Origin of the sequence: Acidovorax bellezanensis (assembly GCF_025421555.1) — a bacterium.
In the GTDB taxonomy this organism is placed as follows: Bacteria; Pseudomonadota; Gammaproteobacteria; order Burkholderiales; family Burkholderiaceae_C; genus Comamonas; species Comamonas bellezanensis.
Map to the genome: position 1 here is coordinate 467952 of NZ_JAODYH010000004.1, position 23286 is coordinate 491237.

Below are 23286 nucleotides of genomic sequence, written 5' to 3' on the forward strand. Positions count from 1 at the left end.
GAGACAACGGCGTAGCATTTCCGCCATAGACACTTTCACCGCGCACCGACATGAGCCAACGCCTCCTGAAACGAATCCATGCCCTGCGAGATCTGGAAGCCCTGGCGCGCCAGAAACTGCCCCGCCCCTTGTTCAGCTACATCCGCAATGGCGCGGACGATGAAACCAGCCTGCAGATGAACCGCAGCGCCTTCAGCGACTATGTGCTGCTGCCCCGCATGCTCGAAGGCGTTGCGGACCGCCAGCAAGGCATTGAGTTGTTCGGCGAGCAGTACAGCAGCCCCTTCGGCATCTCGCCCGTGGGCCTGGGTGCGATGTATGCCTACCGCGGCGATCTGGCGCTGATGCAGTCCGCCCAGGCGGCCAATATCCCGGCCGTGCTCAGTGGCGCCTCGCTGATTCCCATGGAAGAGGTCGCCAAGGCCGCGCCGCGCACCTGGTTCCAGGCCTATCTGCCCGGCGATGCGGGCCGCGTGGTCGAGCTGGTGAACCGCATCCGCAACGCCGGCTTCAAGACCCTGGTCGTGACCGTGGACCTGCCGGTGATGGTCAATCCCGAGAATTACATCCGCAACGGCTTCAGCTCCCCGCTGCGCCCCAGCCTGCGCCTGGCCTGGGACGGAATCTCCCGCCCCGCCTGGCTTTTCGGCACCTTCGCCAGAACGCTGCTGCAGCACGGCATGCCGCATTTCGAGAACTGGCGCGCCGAGCGGGGTGCGCCCATTCTCTCGGCCAGCGTGCAGCGCGACTTCGTGGCCAGGGACCATCTCAACTGGCAGCACCTGCGGCAGATCCGGGACCTGTGGAAGGGCAATCTGGTGATCAAGGGCCTGCTGCGCTGGCAGGATGCGGTGATCGCCCGCGACGCCGGCGTGGACGGCATCATCGTCTCCAACCATGGCGGCCGCCAGGCCGATTGCGCCGTCTCGCCCCTGCATGTGCTGCGAGAAATCTGCCAGGCCGTTCCCGGCATGGTGGTGATGATGGACGGCGGCATGCGCCGCGGCAGCGACATCCTCAAAGCACGGGCCCTGGGCGCGCGTTGCGTGTTCGCCGGCCGGCCGTTCAATTACGCGGCGGCCGTGGCCGGGGCCGCGGGCGTGCGGCATGCCATCCAGATCCTGCACGATGAGGTGCACCGCAACATGGCCTTGCTGGGGATCAACGCGCTGGACGAGCTCGATGCGAGCTTTGTGCGGCATGTGAACAGCTTCCGCGCGGCAGATTGAGCACGGCACGGTCAGTTACAATGACCGCTGGGTGTCATCGTCAATTCCGGCGATCAGGCAGGTATGTGCGAAGGTCGGGCCGCCTCGCCGCATACTCACGCCCATGAATACACCGACCTGGATTCAAGTCATAGGCGCCACCCTGTTTGCGGTGGCCGTCCTGCACACCTTCTCGACCAAGTTCTTCGAACACCTGGCGCACACCCAGCCGCGCCATGCCGGCATCTGGCATCTGCTCGGCGAAGTCGAAGTCGTCTTCGGCTTCTGGGCCATGGTGCTGATGGTGTTCATGTTTGCCGTCAGCGGCACGCAGGAAGCCACGGCCTATCTCGACTCCCGCAATTTCACCGAGCCCATGTTCGTTTTCGCCATCATGGTGATCGCGGCCACGCGGCCCATTCTGGAATTCGCCGGCTCGCTGGTGCGCTTTCTCGCGCGCTGCGTGCCCCTGCCCAGGGGCATGGCCATGTACTTTCTGGTGCTGGCCTTCGTGCCCATGCTGGGCTCCTTCATCACCGAGCCGGCGGCGATGACGCTGGCGGCGCTGATGCTGCGCGACACCTTGTTCTCGCGCTCCATCTCCAAGCGCCTGCAGTACGCCACCATCGGCGTGCTGTTCGTCAACATCTCCATCGGCGGCACGCTCACGCCGTTCGCCGCGCCGCCCGTGCTGATGGTGGCCAGCAAGTGGAACTGGGACATGTGGTTCATGGTCAGCAACTTCGGCTGGAAAGCCGCCGTCGCCGTGTGCACCAACGCCGCTGTCGCCATGCTGCTGTTTCGCCGCGAACTCGGCCACATGGCCGCGCTGCCGGACAGCGATGCGCCCAGGATGCCGCTGTCCGTCGTGCTGGTGCACTTGATGTTCCTGGTGCTGGTCGTGGTGTTTGCCCACCACCCCGCGGTCTTCATGGGCGTGTTTCTGTTCTTCATGGGCTTTGTCACCGCCTATGAACGCCACCAGGACAAGTTGATCCTGCGCGAAGCCTTGCTGGTGGCCTTCTTCCTGGCCGGCCTGGTGGTGCTGGGCGGACAGCAGCAGTGGTGGCTGGAACCCATTTTGATGGGCATGGACTCCACGGCCGTGTTCTTCGGCGCAACGGCACTGACGGCCATCACCGACAACGCCGCGCTGACCTATCTGGGCTCGCTGGTCGAAGGCCTGAGCGATGAATTCAAGATCGCCCTGGTGGCCGGCGCCGTCACGGGCGGCGGCCTCACGGTGATCGCCAATGCACCCAACCCGGCGGGCGTGTCGATTCTGCGCGGCAAGTTCGAGGACAGCAGCATCAACCCGCTGGGCCTGCTGATCGCGGCGCTGCCGCCCACGCTGGTGGCCATCCTGGCGTTTCGCCTGCTGTGATGCTGCGGGCGATGGGGGCCGCAAGTCCCTCGATCGCCCCAGCGGATGGGTCTTTCGGCAGGCCTGCCAGCCAGAGCGCTCCATGCATGACCAGGCTGGCAATGTGCCCACCCGTGCCGGGCTTGCCCATTGGGTCTAAAATTCCAAATGAGATTTTATAATTCTCGTATGGAATAAAAGGACCGCCATGGCCACCACTGCCCACCCGCTTCATCCCACCGCCAAAACACGGCCGGCCGCGGGACGCGCCCGCATGGTGATGGACTACACCGACGCGTTCGCACTGCCCATTCTGGAGCGTATCGACCGGGTGAAAATGGGCATTCCCGCACAGAATGTGCCCACCGTAGCCGCGGACCTGTCGCTGACCACCGAGCGCTATGCATCCATCCTGGGCCTGCCGAAATCGACCGTGGCCCGCAAGATCAAAAACAATGAGATGCTGCCTCAGGACCAAAGCGAGCGCATGCTGCGCGTCATGCGCCTCATAGGCCTGGTCGAGCGCCTGGTCAGCGACTACGGCGACCCGAAGGGCTTTGTCCCGGCCACCTGGTTCGGCCACTGGATTGAACAGCCCAACCCCGCCCTCAATGGCCGCAAGCCCTCCGAGTTTCTGGACACGGCGACAGGAGCCGAACTGGTCGAATCCTTGCTCAACAAAATGGTGTCCGGGGCCTACGCATGAGCGAGCACGCGACCGGCGTCACTGTGTGGCGGATTGCCACGTCAGGACCCGGCTGGAAAGCGACAGATCTGGATGGCAAGGGTGCCGCACTCACCGGCGGACGCTGGAACCACAAGGACATGCCCGTGGTCTATGCAGCCAGCTCCATCGCGCTCGCCTGTCTGGAAAGCGTGGTGCATTTCAACGCCGACGGCCTGCCCATTCGCCGCGCCCTTGTCGCCATCCATATCCCACAAGACGTCTGGGATCGTGCCCTGACCACATGGGCCCGGGACTTGCCCCCCGGCTGGGACATGCTGCCCGACAGCTGGGCGGCGAGCGAGTACGGGTCACAGTGGCTGCGCAACGACGCCTGCGCCGTGCATCGGCTCCCCTCGGTGATCATTCCGCAGGAGTTCAACGTCCTGATCAACCCAAGGCACCAGGATGCGCGGCTGATCACGGCCAAGGAGCAAGGGCCTTTCGTCTTTGATGGGCGGCTGGTCCGCTGAGCCGCCGGAGCCCCCGGCGGCGATTGCGCTTTCTCAGCCTTCCAGCAAGGCCACCAGCGTGACGCTTTTGAGGCTGGCTTCGAACTCCGCGCCGTCATCGCTGTACTTGAGCCAGGCAAAGCCTTCGGCGGGCGGACGGCGGTCGAGCATCAAGTGGGCCCTGCGCTGGTTGTGCAGCACATGGACCACGGCTTTCCTCAGCTTGTCGTTGATGATCGCCTTGTCCGCTTTTTTCTCGGCGCTGGCCGGGGCCTGGGCCTGGGCCGCCTGGGCGTCGGTCTTGCCCGTCAGCGCGTCCACGGTATGCGGATCGCGTTCCGCGCCATTCGGCTGGCCCTTGGCCTCGAGGAACTCGCGCAGCAGCTTGACCGAGCCGCGCGTGATTTCCTGGCTCGCATCGCCCAGCCAGCCCGTCACTTCCTGCGGCGTCTTCTTGTACGCCGTCATCAGCTCGTTGACCACGGTCACGTCCCTGACGCGGCCGGAATTGAAGACCTGGGCCAGCGGATCGGGCAGGTCCAGCAGCGTCACGTGCTGGGAAATGAAGGCCGGCGACTTGCTGATGGCCTTGGCGATCTCGCCCTTCTTCATGCCCTTGGCCAGCTCGCGGCCGATGAAATCGGCGATTTCGCGCGCCGTCAGTTCATTGCGCTGCAGGTTCTCGACCACCTGGTCGGCTTCGTTGTAATCGTTGTCGATGAAGCCGGGGATATGGGCCAGGCCTGCACGCTGCGCGCCACGAAAGCGCCGCGCACCATGGTTGATGATGTAGCGACCTTCCACGCTGGGGTTGTCGCGCACCGAAATCGGCGTCTTGACGCCGCGCAGCGCGATCGACGCGGCCAGCTCATCCAGGCTCTGGGCGGAAAATCCGGGGTTGTCCTGGGTCCGTGGCTGGTGCGGATCTTCATCGATCAGCGCCATGTCCAGCGCCAGGGGGCCGCCGCTGGGAGCCGCGGCTTCAGGGCCGGCGAGCAAGGCCGACAGGTCGCCCATGTCCTCCAGACCCAGTCCACCCATCATCGGCGCAACCGCGGGCTTGGCCACAGGTGCGTAGGAAAAGTTTTGTTTCTTGCCTGCGACGTTCATCACGCAATCTCCATTTTTTCAAAGACATAAGCCGCCAGACCACGCACTTCCTGCGTGGCCTTGCGGGCGGCGGTCTTCTTGATTTTCCAAACCGGAACGCCGGAAGCCAGCGCATCCGCAATACTGCTGCGCAGGCCGATGCTGACCGGCACGATCAACTGGGGGTAGGCCGCCTTGAGCTCGGCCAGGTGGCGCACATGGCGCGGATTGCGCGCATCCACCTTGGACGGCACCATGCCCAGGAACTGCAAGGCCTTGTTTTCCTTGCGCACGTTCATGATGGTGGTGAGCATCATCTTGATGCCCTGGATGCTGTAGGCCTCGAGTTCGATCGGCGACAGCACGCAGTCGGCGGCATACAGCGCGGCGACCAGGGCCACGCCCAGGCCGGGTGCGGTATCGATCAGACAGATGTCGAAGCCCTGGGCGGCCAGCGCCTCGATATTGGCTTTGACGTTCTTCTTGGCCTTGGGCAGGGGCAGAAAGACCGCGTTGGCCAATTCGGGATCGGCCTCGATCAGCACCAGGCGCGGGCCTTCGTCTTGCGCCGCCGCCGCTGCGGCCCAGCCGTCGGCCGGCACCGGGCCGAAGAACTGGCTGGCCCTAGCTTCGATCTTGTATTGCCCCAGGGTATAGGACGCATTGGCCTGGGTGTCGAGATCGATCACCGCCACGCTCAGGCCCCGCTCCAGAAAATCAAACGCCAGGTGAACCACACTGGACGTTTTCCCCACTCCGCCTTTTTGCTGGGCGACAACCAAGGTCTTCATATTTTTGATCCGTTGTTCTTGGCCTGTGCGTTCTCGGCCCATTTCTTGACGATGAATGCCTGATGCTCCGGCAGCACGGCCGACACTCGCTCATACCCTGCAGGAATGTTCTGGCGCATGAAAACGCTCCACACGCGGTGCACGGCCTGGGACACGGCCCCCTTGCTCAAGCCAAGGGCCTGGACAAACGAAGACTGTGACTGCCCCAACACCAGAACGCCATGGGCAATTTCCAGGGTTTGCGGCCCCACTTCCAGGCCGTGGATGCACACCAGAAATTGCGCCTCGGTGAGCCGTTTCTTCATGGCGTTCGCCCATTTTCTGGGGAGGTTGATGGACCCGATGGTGATGCCGGCAAGTGCCAGCCAAAACCATGATTTTAGCTAAACATTGGCCAGGATCTCCCCGTTTTAGCCGCTAAATTTTCGCCGCGCTGCGGGGCTAGAGTACTTGCACCGAACGACCGATAAAGTGGATGGGCCCGGTAGGCCTGCCCGTGGGGGATCCGGTGCTGGGCTCCAGCGTCAGCTCGAACAGCTGATTGGCCTGCAGGCCCGGGATCTGCTCGAGCGACACGTTCAAGCGCTTGCCGGGCGTGACCAGACCCAGCGAGATGGGCGCATTCCAGCCATCGGCCTTGGTCCACAGTTCCAGCGCCTTGTCGGCCGGGATTTCAAACTGGCCCAGGGGAATCAGCTCGATATGCTTGGCCGTGCTGGTCTGCATCACCCAACCCGGCGACTTGTCCTGCGGCGCCACCAGCACCACCATGTAGCGGGTGTCGGGTTTGAGCGCCGCGACCTGGAACACCAGCACGCTGGCCAGCACGGCGGCGGCGGCAAAACCGCCGGCCGTCAAGGCCTGCCACAGCGGCAGCGACTGCCAGTCGCGCCACCACGGCGTGGCTTTCTTTTTCAGAGCCGGCCCCGCGGTCTTGAGCAGCGCCGACAGGTTGTCCAGGCTGCGCTCCACACGCGGCCAGAGGTGGCGCGAAGGGGCGACGGGCTCGGCCAGGGAGGTCAGCGGCAGAAAGCGCCGCTCCCAGGCATCGACGGCCGCGCGCAATGCGCCGTGGGTTGCCAGCTGCGCGGCGACGGCCTGGCGCTCGGTCAGGGACAGGGTGCCCAGCACGTATTCGCCCGCCAAGGCCTGGATCTCGTCCGGGCCCAGGTCCGCGAAAGCGGCATTGGAATTCTGGTTCATGACATGCACTCGCGAAGGGCCGCCAAGCTGCGCTTGATCCAGGCTTTCACCGTGCCCAGCGGTGCGGTGACGCGCTCGGCAATCTCTTTTTGCGACAGGCCGTCGACATAGGCATAGAGAATGCAGTCGCGGCGCACGGGCTCGAGCTCGCCCAGGCAGTGGCCTACGCGGGCCGCGCTGTCTTCCCACTGGCTGCTGTGGATGACTTCCTGCCACGCCACCAGCGAAGCCTGATCGCCCAGGGCCTGCACGGTCTCTTCGGGAATGTCGGCTTGGCGCTGGCCGTCACGCTGGGCGTTGAGCGCCAGGTTGCGGGTCACGCTGTAGATCCAGCCGCGCGCCGAGCCTCGGGCCGGGTCGAAACTGGCCGCGCGCGTCCAGATGCTGACGCAGGCATCGTGCACGATGTCCTCGGCCAGCGCGCTGTCGCGCACGATGCGCCGCACCACACCCAACAAGCGCGCCGACTCCTGTTCATAGAGCTGCTGCATGGCGCCGCGCTGGCCGGCAGCGCAGGCCAGCAGCGTGGCTTCATAGTCAAATTCGGACAAGGGCACGGGCACGGCGGCTTTCAGTGGGGGCTGCGACCCCCTGACTGTGCCAGACAGCGCCGCTGTGCGGCTCAGCTTTTCCAGAAAATATAGTCGGCCTGGTAGCCCACGGTTTGCCGCTGTCCCTTGCCGGCCATGGTGCAGGCCATGGCCGGTGCCACGCCGCCTTTCAAGGCCACGCGCTGGATATAGGTTACGCCCTGCATGGCACCGCTGCCCATGGCGGGGTTGGCCTTCACCAGCTGGTAGGGCAGGTTGCCTTCGCCCGCGGGCGCGACGGCTAATTGCGTGGCCGTGACCTTGGAGCCGTCCATGGCTTCCCAGGTGGCTGGAGGGCCGTAGTAAGTGCCCACTTTCCTTCCTGCGCGGTCCCACAGGTCGGCCTGGGGGCCGACAAACACCCATTCCACCATGCCCGGCGCATTGGCCTTGTCCCTGCACTCATAGGTGATCAGGCCGCGCCCCGTGGTTTCCCAGGCCACTTTGTGCCCGGCCGGAACGCGCACGCTTTCGGGCACGCTGGCCTGGTCGAACTTCTGCGACGTGCCGCCCATGGAGCTGCAGGCGGTGAGCAGCGCCGCCGACGTCAGCAACACGGCCGAAGTGAGCAAGGCGACAGGGGCGACGATAGGGGACGTAGGCGTTTTCATGGAAATTCTCCTGAAGGAAACGGGTAGGGACTGCGCAGCTGGAATGGCTGCTACAGGTACTACCCGCCAGGCCGGGCTTTGGATGCAGGGGACTGCAAAAATATTTCCACCGCTGGGCATGCACAGGCCCGCCGGTGTTTTCGCCTGCACCACGGTAGACTGCCCGCCAGATTCAAAGGACACAGCATGGACGCCTTGAAAATTCTCATCATTCCCGGCAGCGCACGCGACGGCTCCTTCAACCGCCGACTGGCCGAATTCGCGGCCCGGCAAGCCCGCGCGGCAGGGCAGGAAGCAACGCTGCTGGACCTGCGCGCGCTGAACCTGCCGCTGTATGACGCCGACCTGGAAGCCCTGTCCGGGGTACCCGCAGGCGCGCTGCGGCTGCAGCAAGCCATTCAGGCCAGCGACGCCGTCTTGCTGGTGACCCCGGAATACAACGGCTTTCCGACACCCCTCGTGATCAACGCCTTCGATTGGCTGTCGCGCATTCCCGCGACCCAGGAGCAGCCCGCGGGTCTGGCGGTGACCGCCAACAAGCCCGCAGGCCTGCTGTCCGCGTCTCCGGGCGCTGGCGGGGCGCTGCGCTCCATGAACTTCCTGCGCCAGTACCTGCAGATGGCGTTTGCCATGGTGGTGGTGCCCCAGCAGTTTGCCCTCGGCCGGGCGCACGAGGCCTTCGACGCCACCGGGGCCTTGCAGGACCCCAGGGCGGTGCAGTCGGTGGAGACCGTGCTGCAGTCCCTGGCCCGCCTGGCCCAGGCCTTGAAGACGGCGTAGAACCCGCGCTCAGCAGGCCAAGGCCTCGAGCTGCGACAGCGCCCTGGAAGCGCCGCCCAGGCGCGTGGCCACATGCTGCACCCGCTTGAGGTACAGGTGGGCGTCGTGCTCCCAGGTAAAGCCCATGCCGCCCAGCACCTGGATGCTGGTGCGCGTCGTTTGCTGCGCACCCTCGATGGCCGTCAATTCCGCGGCCGCGCAGGCAAAGCGCCAGTCGGGCAGATCGCCGTCGAGCGCCGCCGCCGCGTACAGGGCCGCCAGGCGGGCGTTGTCCATGGCCATCCAGGCGTTGGCCAGCTGGTGCTTGATGGCCTGGTAGCTGCCTATGGGCTTGCCGAATTGCACGCGCTCGCAGGCGTAGTTGCGCGCCATCTGCAGCGACGCCTGGCCCGCGCCAATGAGTTCGCCCACCAGGGCCAGCCGGTAGGCCGCCCGGGCCTGGGCGCGCGCCTGCGGCGAGAGGTCCAGCGTGAGCCATTCCTTGGCATCCGAAGGGGCGAGGGCGGCGATGGATTGCGTGGCATCGAGCGCGCCAGGAGCGGTCTGATGTGGCCCGGACTGGCGTGGCCCCGTCTGCAAGGCCAGGCGCAGCGGCAGGCTGTCATCGTGCCAGCCTTGCACGGCGATCACATCCGAGGCCTGCAGGGCATAGTCCTGCCACTGGCTGCTCGCGGGGCTGCAATGGAAAGCCCGCTCGCCCTGGGCGGCGGCCTGTACCCAGTCCAGCAGGGCGGCCGGTGGCGCATCGGAGGCCTTGAGCCACAGCGGCAGCAGCACGGCGCTGCTGGCCCAGGGCAGGTTGAGCAATTGCTGGCCTGCGGCCTCGGCCACCAGAAAGGCTTCGCACAGGCCCAGGCCCAGTCCGTCGTGGCTTTCGGGCACCAGCAAGCCCATCCAGCCCATGGCGGCCATGTCGGCCCACAGCGTCTGCTGGGCCGCGTCGCTCCAGGGCAGGGCCTCGCGGGCACGCGACAGCGGGTGGCGTTCGGAAAAGAAGCGGCGGGCCGATTCCTGCAGCATCTGCTGCTCGTCGTTCAAAGCAAAGTCCATGGGGCGCTCAGTTCTTGGGCAGGCCGAGCATTTGCTCGGCAAGGATGTTGCGCTGCACTTCGGAAGTGCCCGCCAAAATGGTTTCGGCGCGCGTCCACAGGTAGTCACGTACCCAGTTCGCCGCCTCCGGGTCGCTGCCCGTGGGCTCGGGCCCGGCCAGGGCGCGCTCGCCCAGCACTTCCATGGCCGTGGCCAGCAGCTTCTGGTGCGACTCGCTCCACTGCAGCTTGGTCGACGAGCCTTCAGGGCCGGGCGGGCCGCCGCGCAGCGCATTCGTCAGCGCGCGATAGGACTTGAGCTTGAGCACATGGCTGTCCACGGCCAGCCGGGCCAGATCGCGGCGCAGATGGGGGTCATCGAGCGCGCACCGACCGTCTTGCACCGTGTTCGCCGCGAGCCGGGTCAGCGCCGCGAGTTCCTGCGTGAAGCGCACCTGGCGCGGAATGAAATAGGTGCCGCGCTCGAAGCTCGCCGCAGCCATGGCCAGCCGCCAGCCGCCGTTTTCCTCGCCCACCAGGGCATCGACGGGCACGCGCACGTCCTCGAAGAACACTTCGTTGAAGTCGGACTCGCCCGTCATCTGGCGGATAGGGTCGACGCGCACGCCGGGGCTCTTCATGTCCACCAGCAAAAAGCTGATGCCTTTGTGGCGCGCGGCCGTGGCATCGGTGCGGGCCAGCACGAAGCAGTAATCGGCAATGTGCGCAAACGAGGTCCAGACCTTGTGGCCGTTGAGCACATAGTGGTCGCCGTCGCGCACCGCGCGGGTGGACAGCGCCGCCAGATCCGAGCCCGCGCCGGGCTCGGAATAGCCCTGGCACCAGATCTCGCGATTGCTCAGAATGCCGGGCAGGTAGCGCGCCTTCTGCGCATCGCTGGCGAAGTGGATCAGCGTGGGCGCCAGGATGCCGTGGCCGATGATGTTCACGCCCAGCGGCGCGCCGATCAGCGCCTGCTCTTCATGGAAGATCGCCTGGCGCGTGAGCGGCCAGGCCTTGCCGCCGTACTGCTGCGGCCAGCCCAGTCCGGCCCAGCCGGCCTGGCAGACATGGTCTTCCCAGGCCCGGCGCCAGGCCAGATCATTGGGATCGGGCGCCGCGCCCGCACGCCCAGCCTGCCAGGCCGCCTTGAAACGCGGATATTCCGCTTCGAACCATTCGCGCAAGGTGAGGCGAAACACCTCATCCTGCGCCGAGTAACCCACTTGCATATTTGTCTTTCTTGCTTGGCACGATCCACGGCCTCAAAAACTGGCGCGCCCCAGAGCGGGGGCAGCGAGGAAGGGCCGCCCCGCACCGAGGCTGCCGCCCCCCTCCACCGAAGGATGAGAGGGGGGAGCGGCGATAGCCGCTCAGGGGGTGCCTCATCTAGTCAGCCTTGGCGCCGGAGTCCTTGATGACCTTGGCCCACTTCACGATGTCGCCGCGCAGGAAGCTGCTGAACTCCTCGGGCTTGCTGCCGATGATGTCCAGCCCCAGGCTGCGAAAGCGCGTCTGCACTTCGGGTTCCTTGAGCACTTCGTGCAGCTCCGCGTACAGCTTGTTGACCACCGGCGTGGGCGTCTTGGCCGGCGCGACCAGGCCCAGCCAGGGCATGGCTTCGTAGCCGGGCAGGCCGGACTCGGCGACCGTGGGCGTATCGGGCAGCGACTTGGAGCGCTGCGCCGTGGTCACGGCCAGCAGGCGCACCTTGCCGTCCTTGATGAACGGGCCCGACGAGGCATAGGCATCGAACATCACCTGCAGCTGGCCGCCGACCATGTCGGTCAGGGCCGGCGCGCTGCCTTTGTAGGGGATGTGCTGCATCTTCACGCCGGCCACGCTATTGAACAATTCCGCTTCCAGATGGGTGGACGTGCCCGCGCCCACCGAGCCGTAATTGGCCTTGCTAGGGTTGGCCTTGAGCCAGCCCACCAGTTCGCCCACGTTCTTCGCCGGCAGGCTGGGATGGACCACCAGCACATGGACCACGGAAGCCACCTGGGAGACCGGCGTGAAGTCCTTGACCGGGTCGTAATTGACCTTGGCGTAGAGGCTGGGAGCGATGCCCAGCGACGAGGCCGCCAGCAGCAGCGTATGGCCGTCGGCCGCGGCCCTGGCCACGTACTCCGAAGCAATCATGGTGCCGCCGCCGGGCTTGTTCTCCACGATCACCGGCTGGCCCAGGCGCTTGTTCAAACGCTCGGCCAGCACCCGCGACATGATGTCGGCCGCGCCGCCGGGCGAGAACGGCACGACGATGGTCACGGGCCGGCTCGGAAAAGCCTGGGCGCCCGCGGTCAGGGCAGCGACCGCCAGGGCCATGCCGGTCAATAGTTGCTTGATCATTTTTGTCTCCTGTTGATGCTCTTTTGCTATGCGATTCACACAGATGCCGGCAGAACCAGGGCGTCCAGCATGCACGCGCCCTGGCCTTGGGCCTTTACCAGCAAGGGGTTGATTTCCACTTCATCGACCTGCTCCTGCAGCGCCAATACCGCGTTCGAAAACCCGGCAATCGCGGCGCAGGCAGCCTCTACATCGCCCAGCGGCCGGCCGCGAAAGCCCGTCAGCAGCGGGAAGGACTTGAGCTCTTCCAGCATCTCGCGGGCCATACGCTCGTCGACGGGCAGCACGCGGTGGCTGACGTCCTTGTAGAGTTCGGTCAGCACGCCGCCCAGGCCCACGGTGAGCGTCATGCCGAACACTGGATCGCGCGTCGCGCCCAGGATCAGCTCGGCCACGCCGGCTTCCATCTTCTGCAGCAGCACGCCTTCGATGCGCGCCTCGGGCGCATAGCGGCGCGCCGATGCCATGACTTCTTCAAACGCCGCGCGCACGGCCTGGGCATTGGCCAGGTGCAGGCGCACGCCGCCGGCTTCCGTCTTGTGGGCGATGTCCACGCTGAGAATCTTCAGCACCACGGGGTAGCCCAGCGCCTGCGCGGCCTCCACGGCCTGCTCCGCCGTCGTCGCCACCTGCTCGGCCACCGAGGGCACGCCATGCGATTGCAGCAGCTGCTTGCTGCGGTACTCGTCGAGCACCGCCGGCAAGGCCAGGCGGGCCGGCATGGCTTGTGCGCGCACCTGCAGCCAGCGGTTGTGCTTGCGGCGCTCCTGCCACAGCAGGAAAGGCGACAGGGCCGAAATCGCCACGCCTATGTCTTCGAACACCGGCACGCCGCCCGCGCGCAACTGCTCGCGCGAGCCGGCCGTGCCGGTATCGATGGCCACGAACAGGCGCGCATACCGGGCCGCGACCGCGCACAGATCGTCCGACATGCGGTCCAGCATGTAGCCCGGGGCATAGACCACCACGGCGTCGATCGCATCGCTTTGCGCCAGCGCTTCCATGGCGGTGCGCACAAAGCCCGGGTCGTTGACCACATTGCCGGTCACGTCCACCGGATTCGAGACCATGCCGTAATCGGGAATGCCGGCGCGCAAAGTGTCTTGCAAGTCCTGCGGCAAGGTCGGCACGTCCAGACCCGCGCCGATGAATTTGTCGGCCAGGATGGCGCCCAGCGCACCCGAAATGGTGATGATGGCCACGCGCTTGCCGGCACTGCGCTGGCGGTAGCCGGCCAGGTGGGCCAGCTGGGCCATTTGCGCGAAATCATGGCTCTGGATGATGTTGAGCTGGCGAAAGGCCGCCTGGTAGATCTGCTGGTCGCCGGCCAGCGCCGAAGTATGCGAGCGCACGGCTTCCGAGCCTTTTTCCGTCTCGCCGGCCTTGTAAAGAATCAGCAGCTTGTCGCGGCGCACGAACTCAGCCGCGGCCGCCACGAAGCGCGGGCCGTCGCGCAGCTCTTCGATGTAGCCGATGCCGACTTCCGTGGCCTCGTCCTGGGCCAGGTATTCGAGGTACTGGGCAAAGTCGACACAGGCTTCGTTGCCGGTGTTGATGAAGTGACTGAAGTCCACACCCAGGCGGCGCGCGATGGCATACACCGCGGCGCAGACATTGCCGCTTTGCGTCAGCAGGCTCACGCTGCCGCGGCCGCTCTGCATGGGCGCGGTGTTGAACACCGAAGCGAAATTGGTGTGCGCCTGGGTGTTGAGGTTGGCAAAGCCCATGGCATTCGGGCCGGCCACGACCATGTCCGTGGTGGCGACAAACGCTTCGAGCTGGGCCTGCAGGGCCGCACCTTCGGCGCCGGCTTCGGCAAAGCCCGCGGCGTAGACGATGACCGCGCGCACGCCCTTGGCCGCGCAGCGGCGCAGCATGGGCGTGACGTCCGCCGCCGCCAGGGCCAGCACGACCAGATCGGGCGCCTGCGGCAGCGCTTCCAGATCCGGCCAGCAGCGCAGGCCGAAGACTTCCGGGTATTTCGGGTTGATGGGGTAGATGGCGCCTTGGTAGCCAAACTTCGTCAAATGGGCCAGAGGCATGCCGCCGATGCGAGCGGGATTGTTGCTGGCGCCCACCACGGCAATCGAGGCCGGGTTGAGCAAGGGATCAAGTCGGTGCTGGGTCATGGCTCAGGCGGCAGGCGCAGTGTTCTTCTGGATGGCGGAGGACAGGCCGCGATCGCGGGCCGTGAGAAAGCCTTCGCTCAAATGCGACAGCTGGTGGGTGTCGAAGTGCGCGGCCAGGGCCGTGCGCAGACCTTGCGCGTCCAGCGTGCGGTTGATCGAACGCTTGATCAGGCGCAGGCCGAACGGCGGCGCCTTGGCGATCTGCTGGGCCAGGGCCAGCGTGGCCGCGTCCAGCTCGGCATCGCTGACCACGCGGTTGACCATGCCCATGGCATGCGCTTCCTGGGCCGAAATCTTGCCGCCGGTGAACAGCATTTCCTTGGCCTTGCGCGCGCCCATCACCCAGGGGTGGATCAGCACTTCGGTCGCGGCCGCGCCCAGCGTATGGCCTACGGGGTCGGAGAAAAAGGCCGACTCCGACGCCACCACCAGATCGCACATATTGGCAATCATGAAACCGCCGGCCACGCAGGCGCCTTGCACCTGGGCAATGGTCGGCTTGGGAAAGTCCCAGATGCGCAGCGAGTAGTCGAAGTAGCGCGTCTCCTCATAGGCCCAGCGCTCCTCGACCGTGAAGTTGGCGCGCTCGGCCTCGGCCTGCTTCAAATCGTGGCCGGCGGAAAAATGCGCGCCCTGGCCTGCCAGCACCACCACGTTCACGCTGTCATCACGCCCGGCCGCATCAAAAGCGGCCATCAGCTCGTCGAGCATTTGCTGGCTCTGGGCATTGCGCTGGGCGGGGCGCGCCAGCAGGATGCGGCGCACCGCGCCGTGGTTTTCGATGGCAAGCGTTGAAAATTCCATGATTTCTCCGTATCGATGGCTGGCAGGAAGAAATCCAGTCTAGGATGTTAATTCCCAAATTTGATCGATTTTTTTAGATTCCTCCCACAATATGGATAAACTAGGTATTACCTCGGGGGCGCAAAGCCTGCGCCGCGCTTTGCAGCTGTTGCGCTTGCTGGGCAAGCACCAGGAGTTGGGGCTCACGCTGATGCAGACCATTGAACAATCCGGCCTGGAACGTTCCACCGTGCACCGCCTGCTGTCGTGCCTGGTGGAAGAAGGTTTTGCCGAGCGCGAAGAAATCGGCAAGGCCTACCGCCTGGGCATAGAGGCCGTGCAACTGGGAACGGCCGGCATGCGCCACATGCCTTTGCTCGACCGCTATCGCAGCCTGCTGAAGAAGCTGGCGCGGATCTCGGGCGATACCGTGTTCTTTGTGGTCCGCCAGGGCGATTACTGTTTGTGCCTGCACCGCGAAGAAGGCCACTTCCCGGTGCGCGTGTTCACCACGGACGTGGGCGAAAAACGACTGCTGGGGATTGGCGCCGGCGGACTGGCCTTGATGGCCACGCTCGATGACGAGGAGATCGCGGCCATCCTGCAGCGCCACGCGCTGGAATATGAAAAGGCCGGCTTTGATCGGCTGCGCATGATGCAGGCCGTGCACGCCACACGCCAGCAGAATTTCGCCAGCATCTGCAGCACCATCACCGAAGGCGTGTCCGGCGTGGGCTGCGCGCTCAAGGTATCCACCAGCCACTGGGCGTCGATCAGCTTTGGCGCGATCACTCCGCGCCTGCCGCAAGCGCGCCAGCAGGAACTCGGCGAGTTGCTGGCGCACGAACTGCTGCAGCTCTGAAGCGCTGGGGCCTTCGCGGCGCTGAACCCATCAGCGCATTGCACGCAGTGCCCACTCCTCCCTTCGGCTGACCCGGCGCAAACTTCGCAGGGCCTGCGCTTCAGCGGCGACTATCTCTGCCCTGCACCTCACTGACTGCCGGTTCTGCCTGCCTTGTCCTGGCTGCATGCATTGCGCGCCGGGCTCGTTCCATCTGCGCTGGCTGTGCAATCACCGGATGGCCAGCGCGAGCACAACACGCTGCTGCAAAAACGGCTCAGCCTGCGTTCATCCAAGGCCTCGTCACCACTGAGCGAAACGCCTGGCGTTGTCGCATTTCCTGGTCGGCGGAATTTTTCGGTACGTCTGCAGCGCAGTGGCATCGCCATGCTGTTGCTTTGCCATGACCTGCCGGAATTTGGCGTTCATGGGGTTTGACGAAAAAAGTGCCGAGCATCGCTGGTTGTTTTCTTTAGATTGTGGTTTTAAAACTCTGATTTAGAGCTGTCAGCCGTGACGTCTGGTCGGTCCAAAGTTATCCACAATTCCCGTGATTTTTTTCAAGCCAAAGCATCGCGACGCGCCACCAGGCGGCCGGCTTCGATGGCTTCGATGAAGGACTGGCACATCGGGCGTGCGGCACGGCGTCCTTCGCGTTCTTCCATGAGCATGCCCGAGGCGTCCACGGTGACCAGCAGCTTGGCATCGCGGCTCTGGAAAGTCCGGCCCGCGAACGCTGCCGTTTTTTCCTGCAAATAGGATTTCTGCTGCAGCTCCAAGGCACCGCTGGCGGCTTCCTGGGCGCGTTGACCAAAGTCCTTGTCGGAACTCAGCAGCGCCCGGATGTAGGCGTAGAGTTCGCGGCCTTGCAACGGCTCCAGATACTGCTTGGTGGCGCTGACCACATCCGACAGGCGCTGCTTGGCCTGTTTGGCCAGCTTCATCAACTGCAGGACGCCCGTGCCCTGCATGCCCTGGTTGTGCACCAACCAAGCCAGATCGGCGGGCAGTTTGAGCTTGCCCAAGGTCACGAATTGCGCGCGGCTGTCTGCCTCGGTGGTGGGCGCAGGCGTGGCGGCTGGGCGCTGCGCGGGCGCGACCACGGGAGCTTTGCCCGCATGGCTGCTGTCGGTCAACAGCAGCGCGTGCAGCAGTTTGAGGGTGGGAATAAGCGGCGAGCTGGAGCCGCGCAGGCCGGCGCGTGCTGTCTGGATTCGTTCGACCAGGCCGCGTTCTTCCAGCCACTTGACCACGCGGTGCACGGTTTCCACCGACTTGCCCGACTCCTTGGCCAGCGTTCCACGGCTGGCAACGATGGGCGAATTCAGCCGAATCAGGTTGATTTTCTTGATTATGCGAAAAATGACCCGGAGGTAGCCGTCCGGCATGTCGCGGAAAAGAGGGGACTCATCGAGGGCTGAGCAGGCGCGCGCAATCATCGAAGGGTAAACAGTAGGGGCGAGTTTTTCCATCGCGGTCTCCAAAGGACACGAAAATCCCTTGACGACTTCTTCTCGTTTCCCTTACTATTCGCTCATTCGGGAGCTTTTGACCGATTTCCGTCGGATCAAGGGATTTTGGGAAGAATCGTCAAGATTCACAAGGAACCCTCAAAGTTAGCGCTTTGAGGGTTTTTTGTTGTCTGAACGAAAGTGGTTGGACTTAAGTCATGGCTGGTCTCCAGTTTTGAGGTCCCAGACGCACCGAACCCCGCTCTGGGCGGGGTTCGTGTGCTGGTGTTTATGCGTATAAACACGGTGTGGAGGCCGTCGCTGCCCCGGCGGAGGGGCGGGCCATGGATTCGCTGATTGCCGATCCAGAGCCTGTTTATACGTATAAACAGCAGGCGCCGAGTGCGCCATTCCCAGGCTGGAGATGGCTGCCACCTGGATGGATGTGCGTTGATGCACGGAAACCGTGACTGACAGGTGCTCGGCCTGGGCCTGCTGCCGGCGTGCAGCCACCAGCAGGCAAAAGCGAGTCTGTTTATACGTATAAACGCTGGTCACAGGCTGCAGACGCCCGAGATCAGCCGCCACCAGGCATGGGGCGTGGAGTTTATGCGTATAAACAGTGAACGAAGAGCGTCGCAGGACGCCTTGGCCAGCGCATGCCGTGCGCTGGCGCGCAGCAACGCCAAAAGCAGACAAAATTTGTCTGCTGGCTGGCACCTGGCGAACTGCCAGGGCTTGATGCATATCCAGGGATTCAGTCATTGCGCACTGGCTTGTCCGCATCCTGTGGCGGTTCCGGCTCTACCGGCAAGACGACGGCCACGGTATCGAGCAGACTTTCCAAGGCCGTGGCAAACGCCAGGCGCTTGTCATCCGGCACGGCGATGGACATTTCGAAAATATCACCGCGCTGCTTGTAGTAGCCGTTGGAGTACTTGATCTGCTTGGACGGACTGGTGCTCTTGGAACCCGAGGGGTTCAACAGCGCCTGTACCTGGTTGGACAACCAGCGCAGCGGCTGATCCTCGGCCGCAAACTTGTGGGCCAGCGACACCGCTCGGCGCTGACCGCATTTTTCATGCACTTTCAGCAGCTGGTAGGCAGAGTTGGCGCCAAACTTGTCAGGGTACTGACGAACCAGTTCGAGCACGTCTTCGGGCAGCTTGGCGTAGGCCCGATAAAAACTCATCAAGGTCTTGGAGAGCTTGGCCCGCCGCGAGATCTCGGCCGCGGACTCTCCGGCGATGATCAGTTTTTCATAGAACATGGCGCGATCGAAGTCGCAATGTTGCTGCCGGCATTCGTTTTGCTCGTAGCCAAACCATGCCGCGGCTTCCAGGCTCAGGTCGTAGTGGATTTCCGCCAGCAGCGAGTCCAGCACCTTGTGCTCACGGCATGCCTGCACCCGTGTCCAGCCGTCGCAGATGATGAAACGGCCAGAAGCATTGGGATTGGGAATGACGTGGATCGGATCGTGCTGGCCCTGGGTGCGCAGGTTCTCCGCACGTTGCAGGATCATCTCGGCCGTATAGACTTCGCGCGGTGCCAACGGATTGGCGTCAATCAGATGGATGCTGATTTGCTGCAGCTGGCGATCCGAACCTTTGGCCTGTGTCACCTGTGCGTGCTGCATGTCCGCATCGTTTGCGGGCATGCCCGCCGAAGCGGGTTTTGCCTGCGGCATGTCGGGCAAGGCATGCAGGGGGATGGTCGGAACGACGGACCCGCTTTTGATCAGGCCCGAAAGCTTTGGAGGCGGTTTTGCCATGGTTATTCTCCAGCCGGCATGCCAGGCATGGTGATTCGATAGCTGCGAATCAAGCTCTTGGCCACGTCATAAATGGCGGCGGCACCCACGGAGCTCGGTTCGACTTCGACCAAAGGCGCGGTTTCACGTGCATTGGGATTCAACTGCCGTGCAAACCCGGAAAACTGCGGAATGATGGAGTCATTCAGCATGGAGCCGTACTTGGAGTAGAGAAAGCCCATGCTTTCGCGCACGTGCTTGAGGCTGGGGTGGTATTTGTTGATGACCACTTCCATGCCCACTTCGGCGCCAGTCACCGACTGGATTTCCGCCAGATTCGAGGCCAATGAGTCCAGCGCCCGCAAGCAGCTGCCTTCAGGCTCGACGATGGTCAAGACCTTGCCCGAAACTTTAGCGGCGAAAGAAAATGCGAGTCCGATGGGCGTCGTGCCTGGCGCCGTATCGACAACGATGACGTCATAGTTGCTGGACAGAAACGCGCTGTTCCGGTTCAGAAACAACTGCGCGCGTGCATGGCTGGCCATGACGGCGACCAGGCTGGCATCGGTTTCGGCCAGCGTGATGTCCGCGGGAATCAGATCGAGGAAGCCACCTTCATAGATGTGCTTGATGGCCGAAGGCAACTCAGCATCGGGCTCTTTTTCGGCCTTGCGCAGGAAGTGGCCTATGTGGCGAATATCGGTTTCATAACCCGTGGTGTCGACGCCCAGCAGATTGGACGCAGAAGCCTGGGGATCGGCATCGATGACCAGCACCCGAAAACCCATCATGGCCAGGGACGAAGCCACGTTGACGGAAACGCTGGTCTTGCCGACGCCGCCCTTGGTCATGCGGGTCACGATGACCGGCGGAAGATTGGCCGAGCCCAAAGGCAAGGCATCGGACGTGGGCACCGCCATGCCGGCGGCACGGTAACGTGCGGCCCGCATGTCGGCGGGTGTGTACTTCATATGGTGCTGGCCAGCGGGCTTTTCGCGACCGACCAACTCCTGCAGTTTTTTTGCGGAAACATCCAATCCCGACAGCACGGTCGCAACAGACGTTTTGAATTGAATCGCTCTAGCCATGGCTTTAACCAACATATCTCATGTTTGAGAACGCAAGCATAAGGCCGTAGAGCAAGGTTGACAAGTTTTTTCTGCACTTGCCTTAAAAAAGTATCAATCTCTGACCTGCGTGCGCAAGCTATTCTTTTGAATGTAGATCAACGATGTGTGTTCCGCATGCCAGACAAAAACCTTTGCTGGTGAGGAATGTGGCCTGCGCGCCCTCTGTGACAGCCCGCGCTGCGGCGCAGATTCTCGCTGACGTTCCAGCGTCATATGACGAAAACATGGCACAAAGAAGACCGGGCCTGCGGTTTTCGGCGCGGGCACCGGCGGCCGCCGGCCAGATCGTCCCGGACTCGCCAACTGTCGGGTGTCTGGCCATTTCCGGGTCTGGCAGGCTCGCGTGGCGAAGGTGCTGCCGGGCGCCCAAAGTGCGCCATGCAACGCATTCGTGGTACAGGTCTACCCGCCAGGGAAAATGCAGACCAGGCCTCTTATGTTGCTTACATGACAGCGCTGAAGTGAGAACTGCAAGAGTGTGAAGGAGGTTTATATTTCATGTAAGCTGGATTCAAATCATGGGGCAGGGCATCAATACCTTGTGGTCTTGCTTGGGAGCAGCCGCCCTGCCGCTGTATAGAGCACGCTCAGCATCCTGGGCACCGGCCTTGCTGAATGCACGCCAGCGCCTGCTACTGCTGAAAACCCGCCGCTCAGGCCCTAAGATCCTGGCCCATGAACAAAGTCCAACTCCAACTCAATGTCCCGTTTGCGTCCAAGGACCAGGCCAAAGGCCTGGGGGCACGCTGGAACCCCGAAGCACGTAGCTGGTATGTGCCGCACGGCCTGGATATACAGTTGTTCAAGCTCTGGTGGCCCGAAGGCCTGGAGCAGCCTGGCAGCGACGCGGGGGCCGCGCCCTCTTCCACTGCCCTGCCGCGTGCCAAGCCTGCCCCCAAAGCCGTGCCGCCCAAGCCGGCGGGCCCTGCCGTGTTCACCGGGCCGCAGAGCGTGGCCCAGGACCACTCTGACAAGCTGCCCTGGGAAGATTGAGGCCGCTCAGCCCATCTCCACGCGGTTGCGGCCGTTGCGCTTGGCCAGGTAGAGCATTTGATCGGCCTGCTTGAGCACCTGGGCCACGTCGTGGGATGAGGCCGGCCAGCTGGCAATGCCCAGCGAGATGGTCACGCGGCCCACGGGCGACATATCGGCGTGCTCGATTTGCTGGCGCAGACGCTGCGCCACCTGCAAGGCTTCCTGCTGATCCGCCTTGGGCAAAAGGATCAGGAACTCCTCGCCGCCAACGCGGCAAAACACGTCGTCGGCGCGTGCGCAGTCCCGCATGTGCTGGGCCAGCTTCTTGAGCACCAGATCGCCCGCATCGTGGCCATAGCTGTCGTTGATCAGCTTGAAGAAATCGACGTCTACGCTGATCACGGAGAAAGGCGTTTCATCCTGCTCCCAATTTTGCAGGCATTGCTCCAGGGTTCTGCGGTTGCCCAGACCCGTCAGCGGATCGGTTTGCACATCCTGGCGCAGCTTGTGTATGTTCTTCTGCAGCAGGCCAATGCCCAGCAGCATGGCTTTCTTGAGCTCCGCGGATTCGAAGTACCAGGACTTGACGCCTTGAATCTGCTGGGCCGTCAACGGGTTGTCCATGGTCCTGGCCCCGTTGGCCAACTGCTTGAGAGGCTTGGAAATCATGCGCGCGCACCACAGGATGATGAGCAGCGAAATCGCCATCACCGGCAAGGAATTCTTCAGCACGCCCAGCGTCAGCGTGTCGAGCGAAGCCAGCGTGGCCGACTTGGGCCGCTGGGCCACGATGCCCCAGCCGGTGGCCGGAATGATGCTGTAGCCGGCCAGCATCTCCGTGCCCATGCTGTTTTGCACCTGCTTCTTGCCCGCAATGCCGGCGATGACATCGTCGATCACGGTATTGCCGGCGACCGTCGTGCCGACCCGGTCGACCACCGGGTGGTAGATCAATCGGCGCTTCTGGTCGACCACGTACAGGTAGGAGCCGTCCTCGTAGTAGTGCGATCCCAGCAGACGGTTGAGTATGCTTTTGCGCTTGAGATAGATGGAACCCGAAATCGCCCCCAGATAGCGTCCCCTGGCGTCGAACACCGGGTGGGAAATGAAGATGATCAGGTTGCCGACGGCCGAGATATAGGGCTCGCTGATCACCGGCTTGCGGCTGGTGATGGAGGCCATGGCCCCCGGCGTCTCCAGCACCTGGCCCACCAGATTCAGCGATTGCGGCGATGTCGACAAGACTTCGCCCTTGCCGTCGATGATGACGATGGAGTTGAAGCTGTCGGTCTGCAGCAGGAGCCGCTCGGCCTCGGCATTCAGGAAGTGCCGGTCCGAGAAATCCTTGGCCATCACCTTGGCGCCATAGCCCAGTTGCTGCATCGCCGAAGCAAAGAAGTCGTCGGTGCTCGCGGCCAGCTTGGTCGCGTAGGCATGGTTGCTCTCCAGCGTGGCATCGATCAATTGTTGGCGTTGTACCTGGTAGCTGGCGTAGAGCGTGTTGGCCAGTGAGATGAGCGCGCTTGCAAGCGTCAGGACAAGAATCAAGCGCCTCAAATCCATTTTGGTGACGGACTGGAGATTCATCGGCTATGACTGAATGGAGCAGCAAAAAAGTGGAAGGTCATGGTATTTTGGCCCGTGCGGGGGCTGCGACAGGTGTGCCGGGCATCTTCCAGGCAATGCATTCTGGACAACCCTCCATTGTCGACGCACTTGCGTCCCAAAGGGGTCTGACGGTAGCGCAGCCAGCCCATCGCACATGCAGATGGCAGGCATCGCCGGTCCCGCGTCACTGCGCCATGCTACTGCACTGCATCACCACCTGGCGCAAGCAACGGTGGGCCGGGTCGCTGTCGCGGCGCCTATGCCAGCCCTGCTGGTCGGCGAAAGAAGGCAGCGCCAGGGGCGGCGTGAACTGGCGCCAACCTGCACCAAGGCCGGACCGAACTGCGGCGCCGCGGCTGGGCGCGGCCGGCTTTCCGGTCTGCGTGGTGGCCGGGCAGATGGTGGCGGCCGTGCTGGCCGACCACTACGGA

At 63.9% G+C, this 23286-nt stretch carries 23 protein-coding genes and 1 pseudogene; 9 read left to right on the forward strand and 15 right to left on the reverse strand.

Features of this window, described 5'->3' with window-relative positions; translation table 11 throughout:
* Window positions 1-50 precede the first annotated feature (50 nt).
* From N0K08_RS10345 to N0K08_RS10360, 4 genes are all read left to right on the forward strand, one after another.
* Window positions 51-1229 carry an alpha-hydroxy acid oxidase gene (locus N0K08_RS10345; RefSeq protein WP_261500198.1) on the forward strand — a complete coding sequence of 393 codons (1179 nt, stop codon included), beginning with the start codon at window positions 51-53 and terminating at the stop codon, window positions 1227-1229.
* 103 nt (window positions 1230-1332) lie between these two features.
* Window positions 1333-2592 (forward strand): putative Na+/H+ antiporter, encoded by a 1260-nt coding sequence (locus N0K08_RS10350; RefSeq protein WP_261500200.1) that lies wholly within the window; start codon window positions 1333-1335, stop codon window positions 2590-2592.
* 187 nt (window positions 2593-2779) lie between these two features.
* A complete protein-coding gene (gene parS, locus N0K08_RS10355) occupies window positions 2780-3277 on the forward strand; it encodes a type II RES/Xre toxin-antitoxin system antitoxin (protein ID WP_261500202.1) in 498 nt (165 codons plus the stop codon).
* Window positions 3274-3768: an RES family NAD+ phosphorylase gene (locus tag N0K08_RS10360; protein WP_261500203.1), complete on the forward strand. Its 495-nt coding sequence runs from the start codon at window positions 3274-3276 to the stop codon at window positions 3766-3768. Before parS ends, N0K08_RS10360 begins: the two co-directional genes overlap by 4 nt.
* A gap of 33 nt (window positions 3769-3801) precedes the next feature.
* On the opposite strand, the gene N0K08_RS10365 is transcribed toward N0K08_RS10360, so the two are convergent.
* The 6 genes from N0K08_RS10365 to N0K08_RS10390 form a co-directional block, all read right to left on the reverse strand.
* Window positions 3802-4857, reverse strand: a complete 1056-nt coding sequence (locus N0K08_RS10365; protein ID WP_456301228.1) for a transcriptional repressor gene korB — start codon at window positions 4855-4857, stop codon at window positions 3802-3804.
* Complete coding sequence (locus tag N0K08_RS10370; RefSeq protein ID WP_261500205.1) at window positions 4857-5627, reverse strand: ParA family protein; 771 nt, start codon at window positions 5625-5627, stop codon at window positions 4857-4859. The genes N0K08_RS10365 and N0K08_RS10370 overlap by 1 nt, the downstream gene beginning before the upstream one ends.
* The gene (locus N0K08_RS10375) at window positions 5624-5932 is read right to left on the reverse strand and encodes a transcriptional regulator KorA (protein ID WP_261500206.1); all 309 of its coding nucleotides are present in this window, start codon (window positions 5930-5932) and stop codon (window positions 5624-5626) included. The genes N0K08_RS10370 and N0K08_RS10375 overlap by 4 nt, the downstream gene beginning before the upstream one ends.
* Before the next feature lie 136 nt (window positions 5933-6068).
* Window positions 6069-6830, reverse strand: a complete 762-nt coding sequence (locus N0K08_RS10380) for an anti-sigma factor (protein ID WP_261500207.1) — start codon at window positions 6828-6830, stop codon at window positions 6069-6071.
* Window positions 6827-7393, reverse strand: a complete 567-nt coding sequence (locus tag N0K08_RS10385) for a sigma-70 family RNA polymerase sigma factor (protein WP_261500208.1) — start codon at window positions 7391-7393, stop codon at window positions 6827-6829. The genes N0K08_RS10380 and N0K08_RS10385 overlap by 4 nt, the downstream gene beginning before the upstream one ends.
* 59 nt (window positions 7394-7452) lie before the next feature.
* A complete protein-coding gene (locus tag N0K08_RS10390; protein WP_261500209.1) occupies window positions 7453-8031 on the reverse strand; it encodes a DUF3455 domain-containing protein in 579 nt (192 codons plus the stop codon).
* Window positions 8032-8217: 186 nt separating this feature from the next.
* Here N0K08_RS10390 and N0K08_RS10395 point away from each other — a divergent pair, with 186 nt between their 5' ends.
* Window positions 8218-8811 carry an NADPH-dependent FMN reductase gene (locus N0K08_RS10395; protein ID WP_261500211.1) on the forward strand — a complete coding sequence of 198 codons (594 nt, stop codon included), beginning with the start codon at window positions 8218-8220 and terminating at the stop codon, window positions 8809-8811.
* A gap of 9 nt (window positions 8812-8820) precedes the next feature.
* Here the strand turns inward: N0K08_RS10395 and N0K08_RS10400 are convergent, their stop codons facing one another.
* The 5 genes from N0K08_RS10400 to N0K08_RS10420 form a co-directional block, all read right to left on the reverse strand.
* Window positions 8821-9861 carry an acyl-CoA dehydrogenase family protein gene (locus N0K08_RS10400; RefSeq protein ID WP_261500212.1) on the reverse strand — a complete coding sequence of 347 codons (1041 nt, stop codon included), beginning with the start codon at window positions 9859-9861 and terminating at the stop codon, window positions 8821-8823.
* A gap of 7 nt (window positions 9862-9868) precedes the next feature.
* A complete protein-coding gene (locus N0K08_RS10405; RefSeq protein ID WP_261500213.1) occupies window positions 9869-11071 on the reverse strand; it encodes an acyl-CoA dehydrogenase family protein in 1203 nt (400 codons plus the stop codon).
* 157 nt (window positions 11072-11228) lie between these two features.
* On the reverse strand, window positions 11229-12188 hold the full coding sequence (locus N0K08_RS10410; RefSeq protein WP_261500214.1) for a Bug family tripartite tricarboxylate transporter substrate binding protein: 960 nt from the start codon (window positions 12186-12188) through the stop codon (window positions 11229-11231).
* 35 nt (window positions 12189-12223) lie between these two features.
* The gene (locus tag N0K08_RS10415) at window positions 12224-14317 is read right to left on the reverse strand and encodes an acetate--CoA ligase family protein (protein ID WP_261500216.1); all 2094 of its coding nucleotides are present in this window, start codon (window positions 14315-14317) and stop codon (window positions 12224-12226) included.
* Between the two features lie 3 nt (window positions 14318-14320).
* On the reverse strand, window positions 14321-15121 hold the full coding sequence (locus N0K08_RS10420; RefSeq protein ID WP_261500217.1) for an enoyl-CoA hydratase: 801 nt from the start codon (window positions 15119-15121) through the stop codon (window positions 14321-14323).
* A 91-nt stretch (window positions 15122-15212) separates the two neighbouring features.
* On the opposite strand from N0K08_RS10420, the gene N0K08_RS10425 reads away from it, so the two are divergent.
* Together N0K08_RS10425 and N0K08_RS10430 are read left to right on the forward strand one after the other, a co-directional pair.
* Window positions 15213-15962, forward strand: coding sequence for an IclR family transcriptional regulator (locus N0K08_RS10425; protein ID WP_261500219.1), 750 nt, complete (start codon window positions 15213-15215; stop codon window positions 15960-15962).
* A 153-nt stretch (window positions 15963-16115) separates the two neighbouring features.
* Entirely contained in the window at window positions 16116-16379 is a 264-nt protein-coding gene (locus N0K08_RS10430) for a hypothetical protein (RefSeq protein WP_261500220.1), read from the forward strand.
* Between the two features lie 122 nt (window positions 16380-16501).
* Here N0K08_RS10430 and N0K08_RS10435 read toward each other — a convergent pair whose 3' ends face one another.
* The 3 genes from N0K08_RS10435 to N0K08_RS10445 all read right to left on the reverse strand — a co-directional run bounded on the left by N0K08_RS10435 (window position 16502) and on the right by N0K08_RS10445 (window position 20113).
* Window positions 16502-17413: a helix-turn-helix domain-containing protein gene (locus N0K08_RS10435; RefSeq protein WP_261500221.1), complete on the reverse strand. Its 912-nt coding sequence runs from the start codon at window positions 17411-17413 to the stop codon at window positions 16502-16504.
* Between the two features lie 736 nt (window positions 17414-18149).
* Entirely contained in the window at window positions 18150-19163 is a 1014-nt protein-coding gene (locus N0K08_RS10440; RefSeq protein WP_261500223.1) for a ParB/RepB/Spo0J family partition protein, read from the reverse strand.
* 2 nt (window positions 19164-19165) lie between these two features.
* Entirely contained in the window at window positions 19166-20113 is a 948-nt protein-coding gene (locus tag N0K08_RS10445) for a ParA family protein (protein WP_261500224.1), read from the reverse strand.
* Window positions 20114-20947: 834 nt separating this feature from the next.
* On the opposite strand from N0K08_RS10445, the gene N0K08_RS10450 reads away from it, so the two are divergent.
* Window positions 20948-21265, forward strand: a complete 318-nt coding sequence (locus tag N0K08_RS10450) for a DUF5710 domain-containing protein (RefSeq protein WP_261500225.1) — start codon at window positions 20948-20950, stop codon at window positions 21263-21265.
* Between the two features lie 6 nt (window positions 21266-21271).
* Here the strand turns inward: N0K08_RS10450 and N0K08_RS10455 are convergent, their stop codons facing one another.
* Complete coding sequence (locus tag N0K08_RS10455) at window positions 21272-22795, reverse strand: sensor domain-containing diguanylate cyclase (RefSeq protein ID WP_315967995.1); 1524 nt, start codon at window positions 22793-22795, stop codon at window positions 21272-21274.
* Window positions 22796-23049: 254 nt separating this feature from the next.
* On the opposite strand from N0K08_RS10455, the pseudogene N0K08_RS23315 reads away from it, so the two are divergent.
* Window positions 23050-23259, forward strand: a pseudogene (locus N0K08_RS23315) (hypothetical protein); the annotation flags it as partial.
* Window positions 23260-23286: the final 27 nt, after the last annotated feature.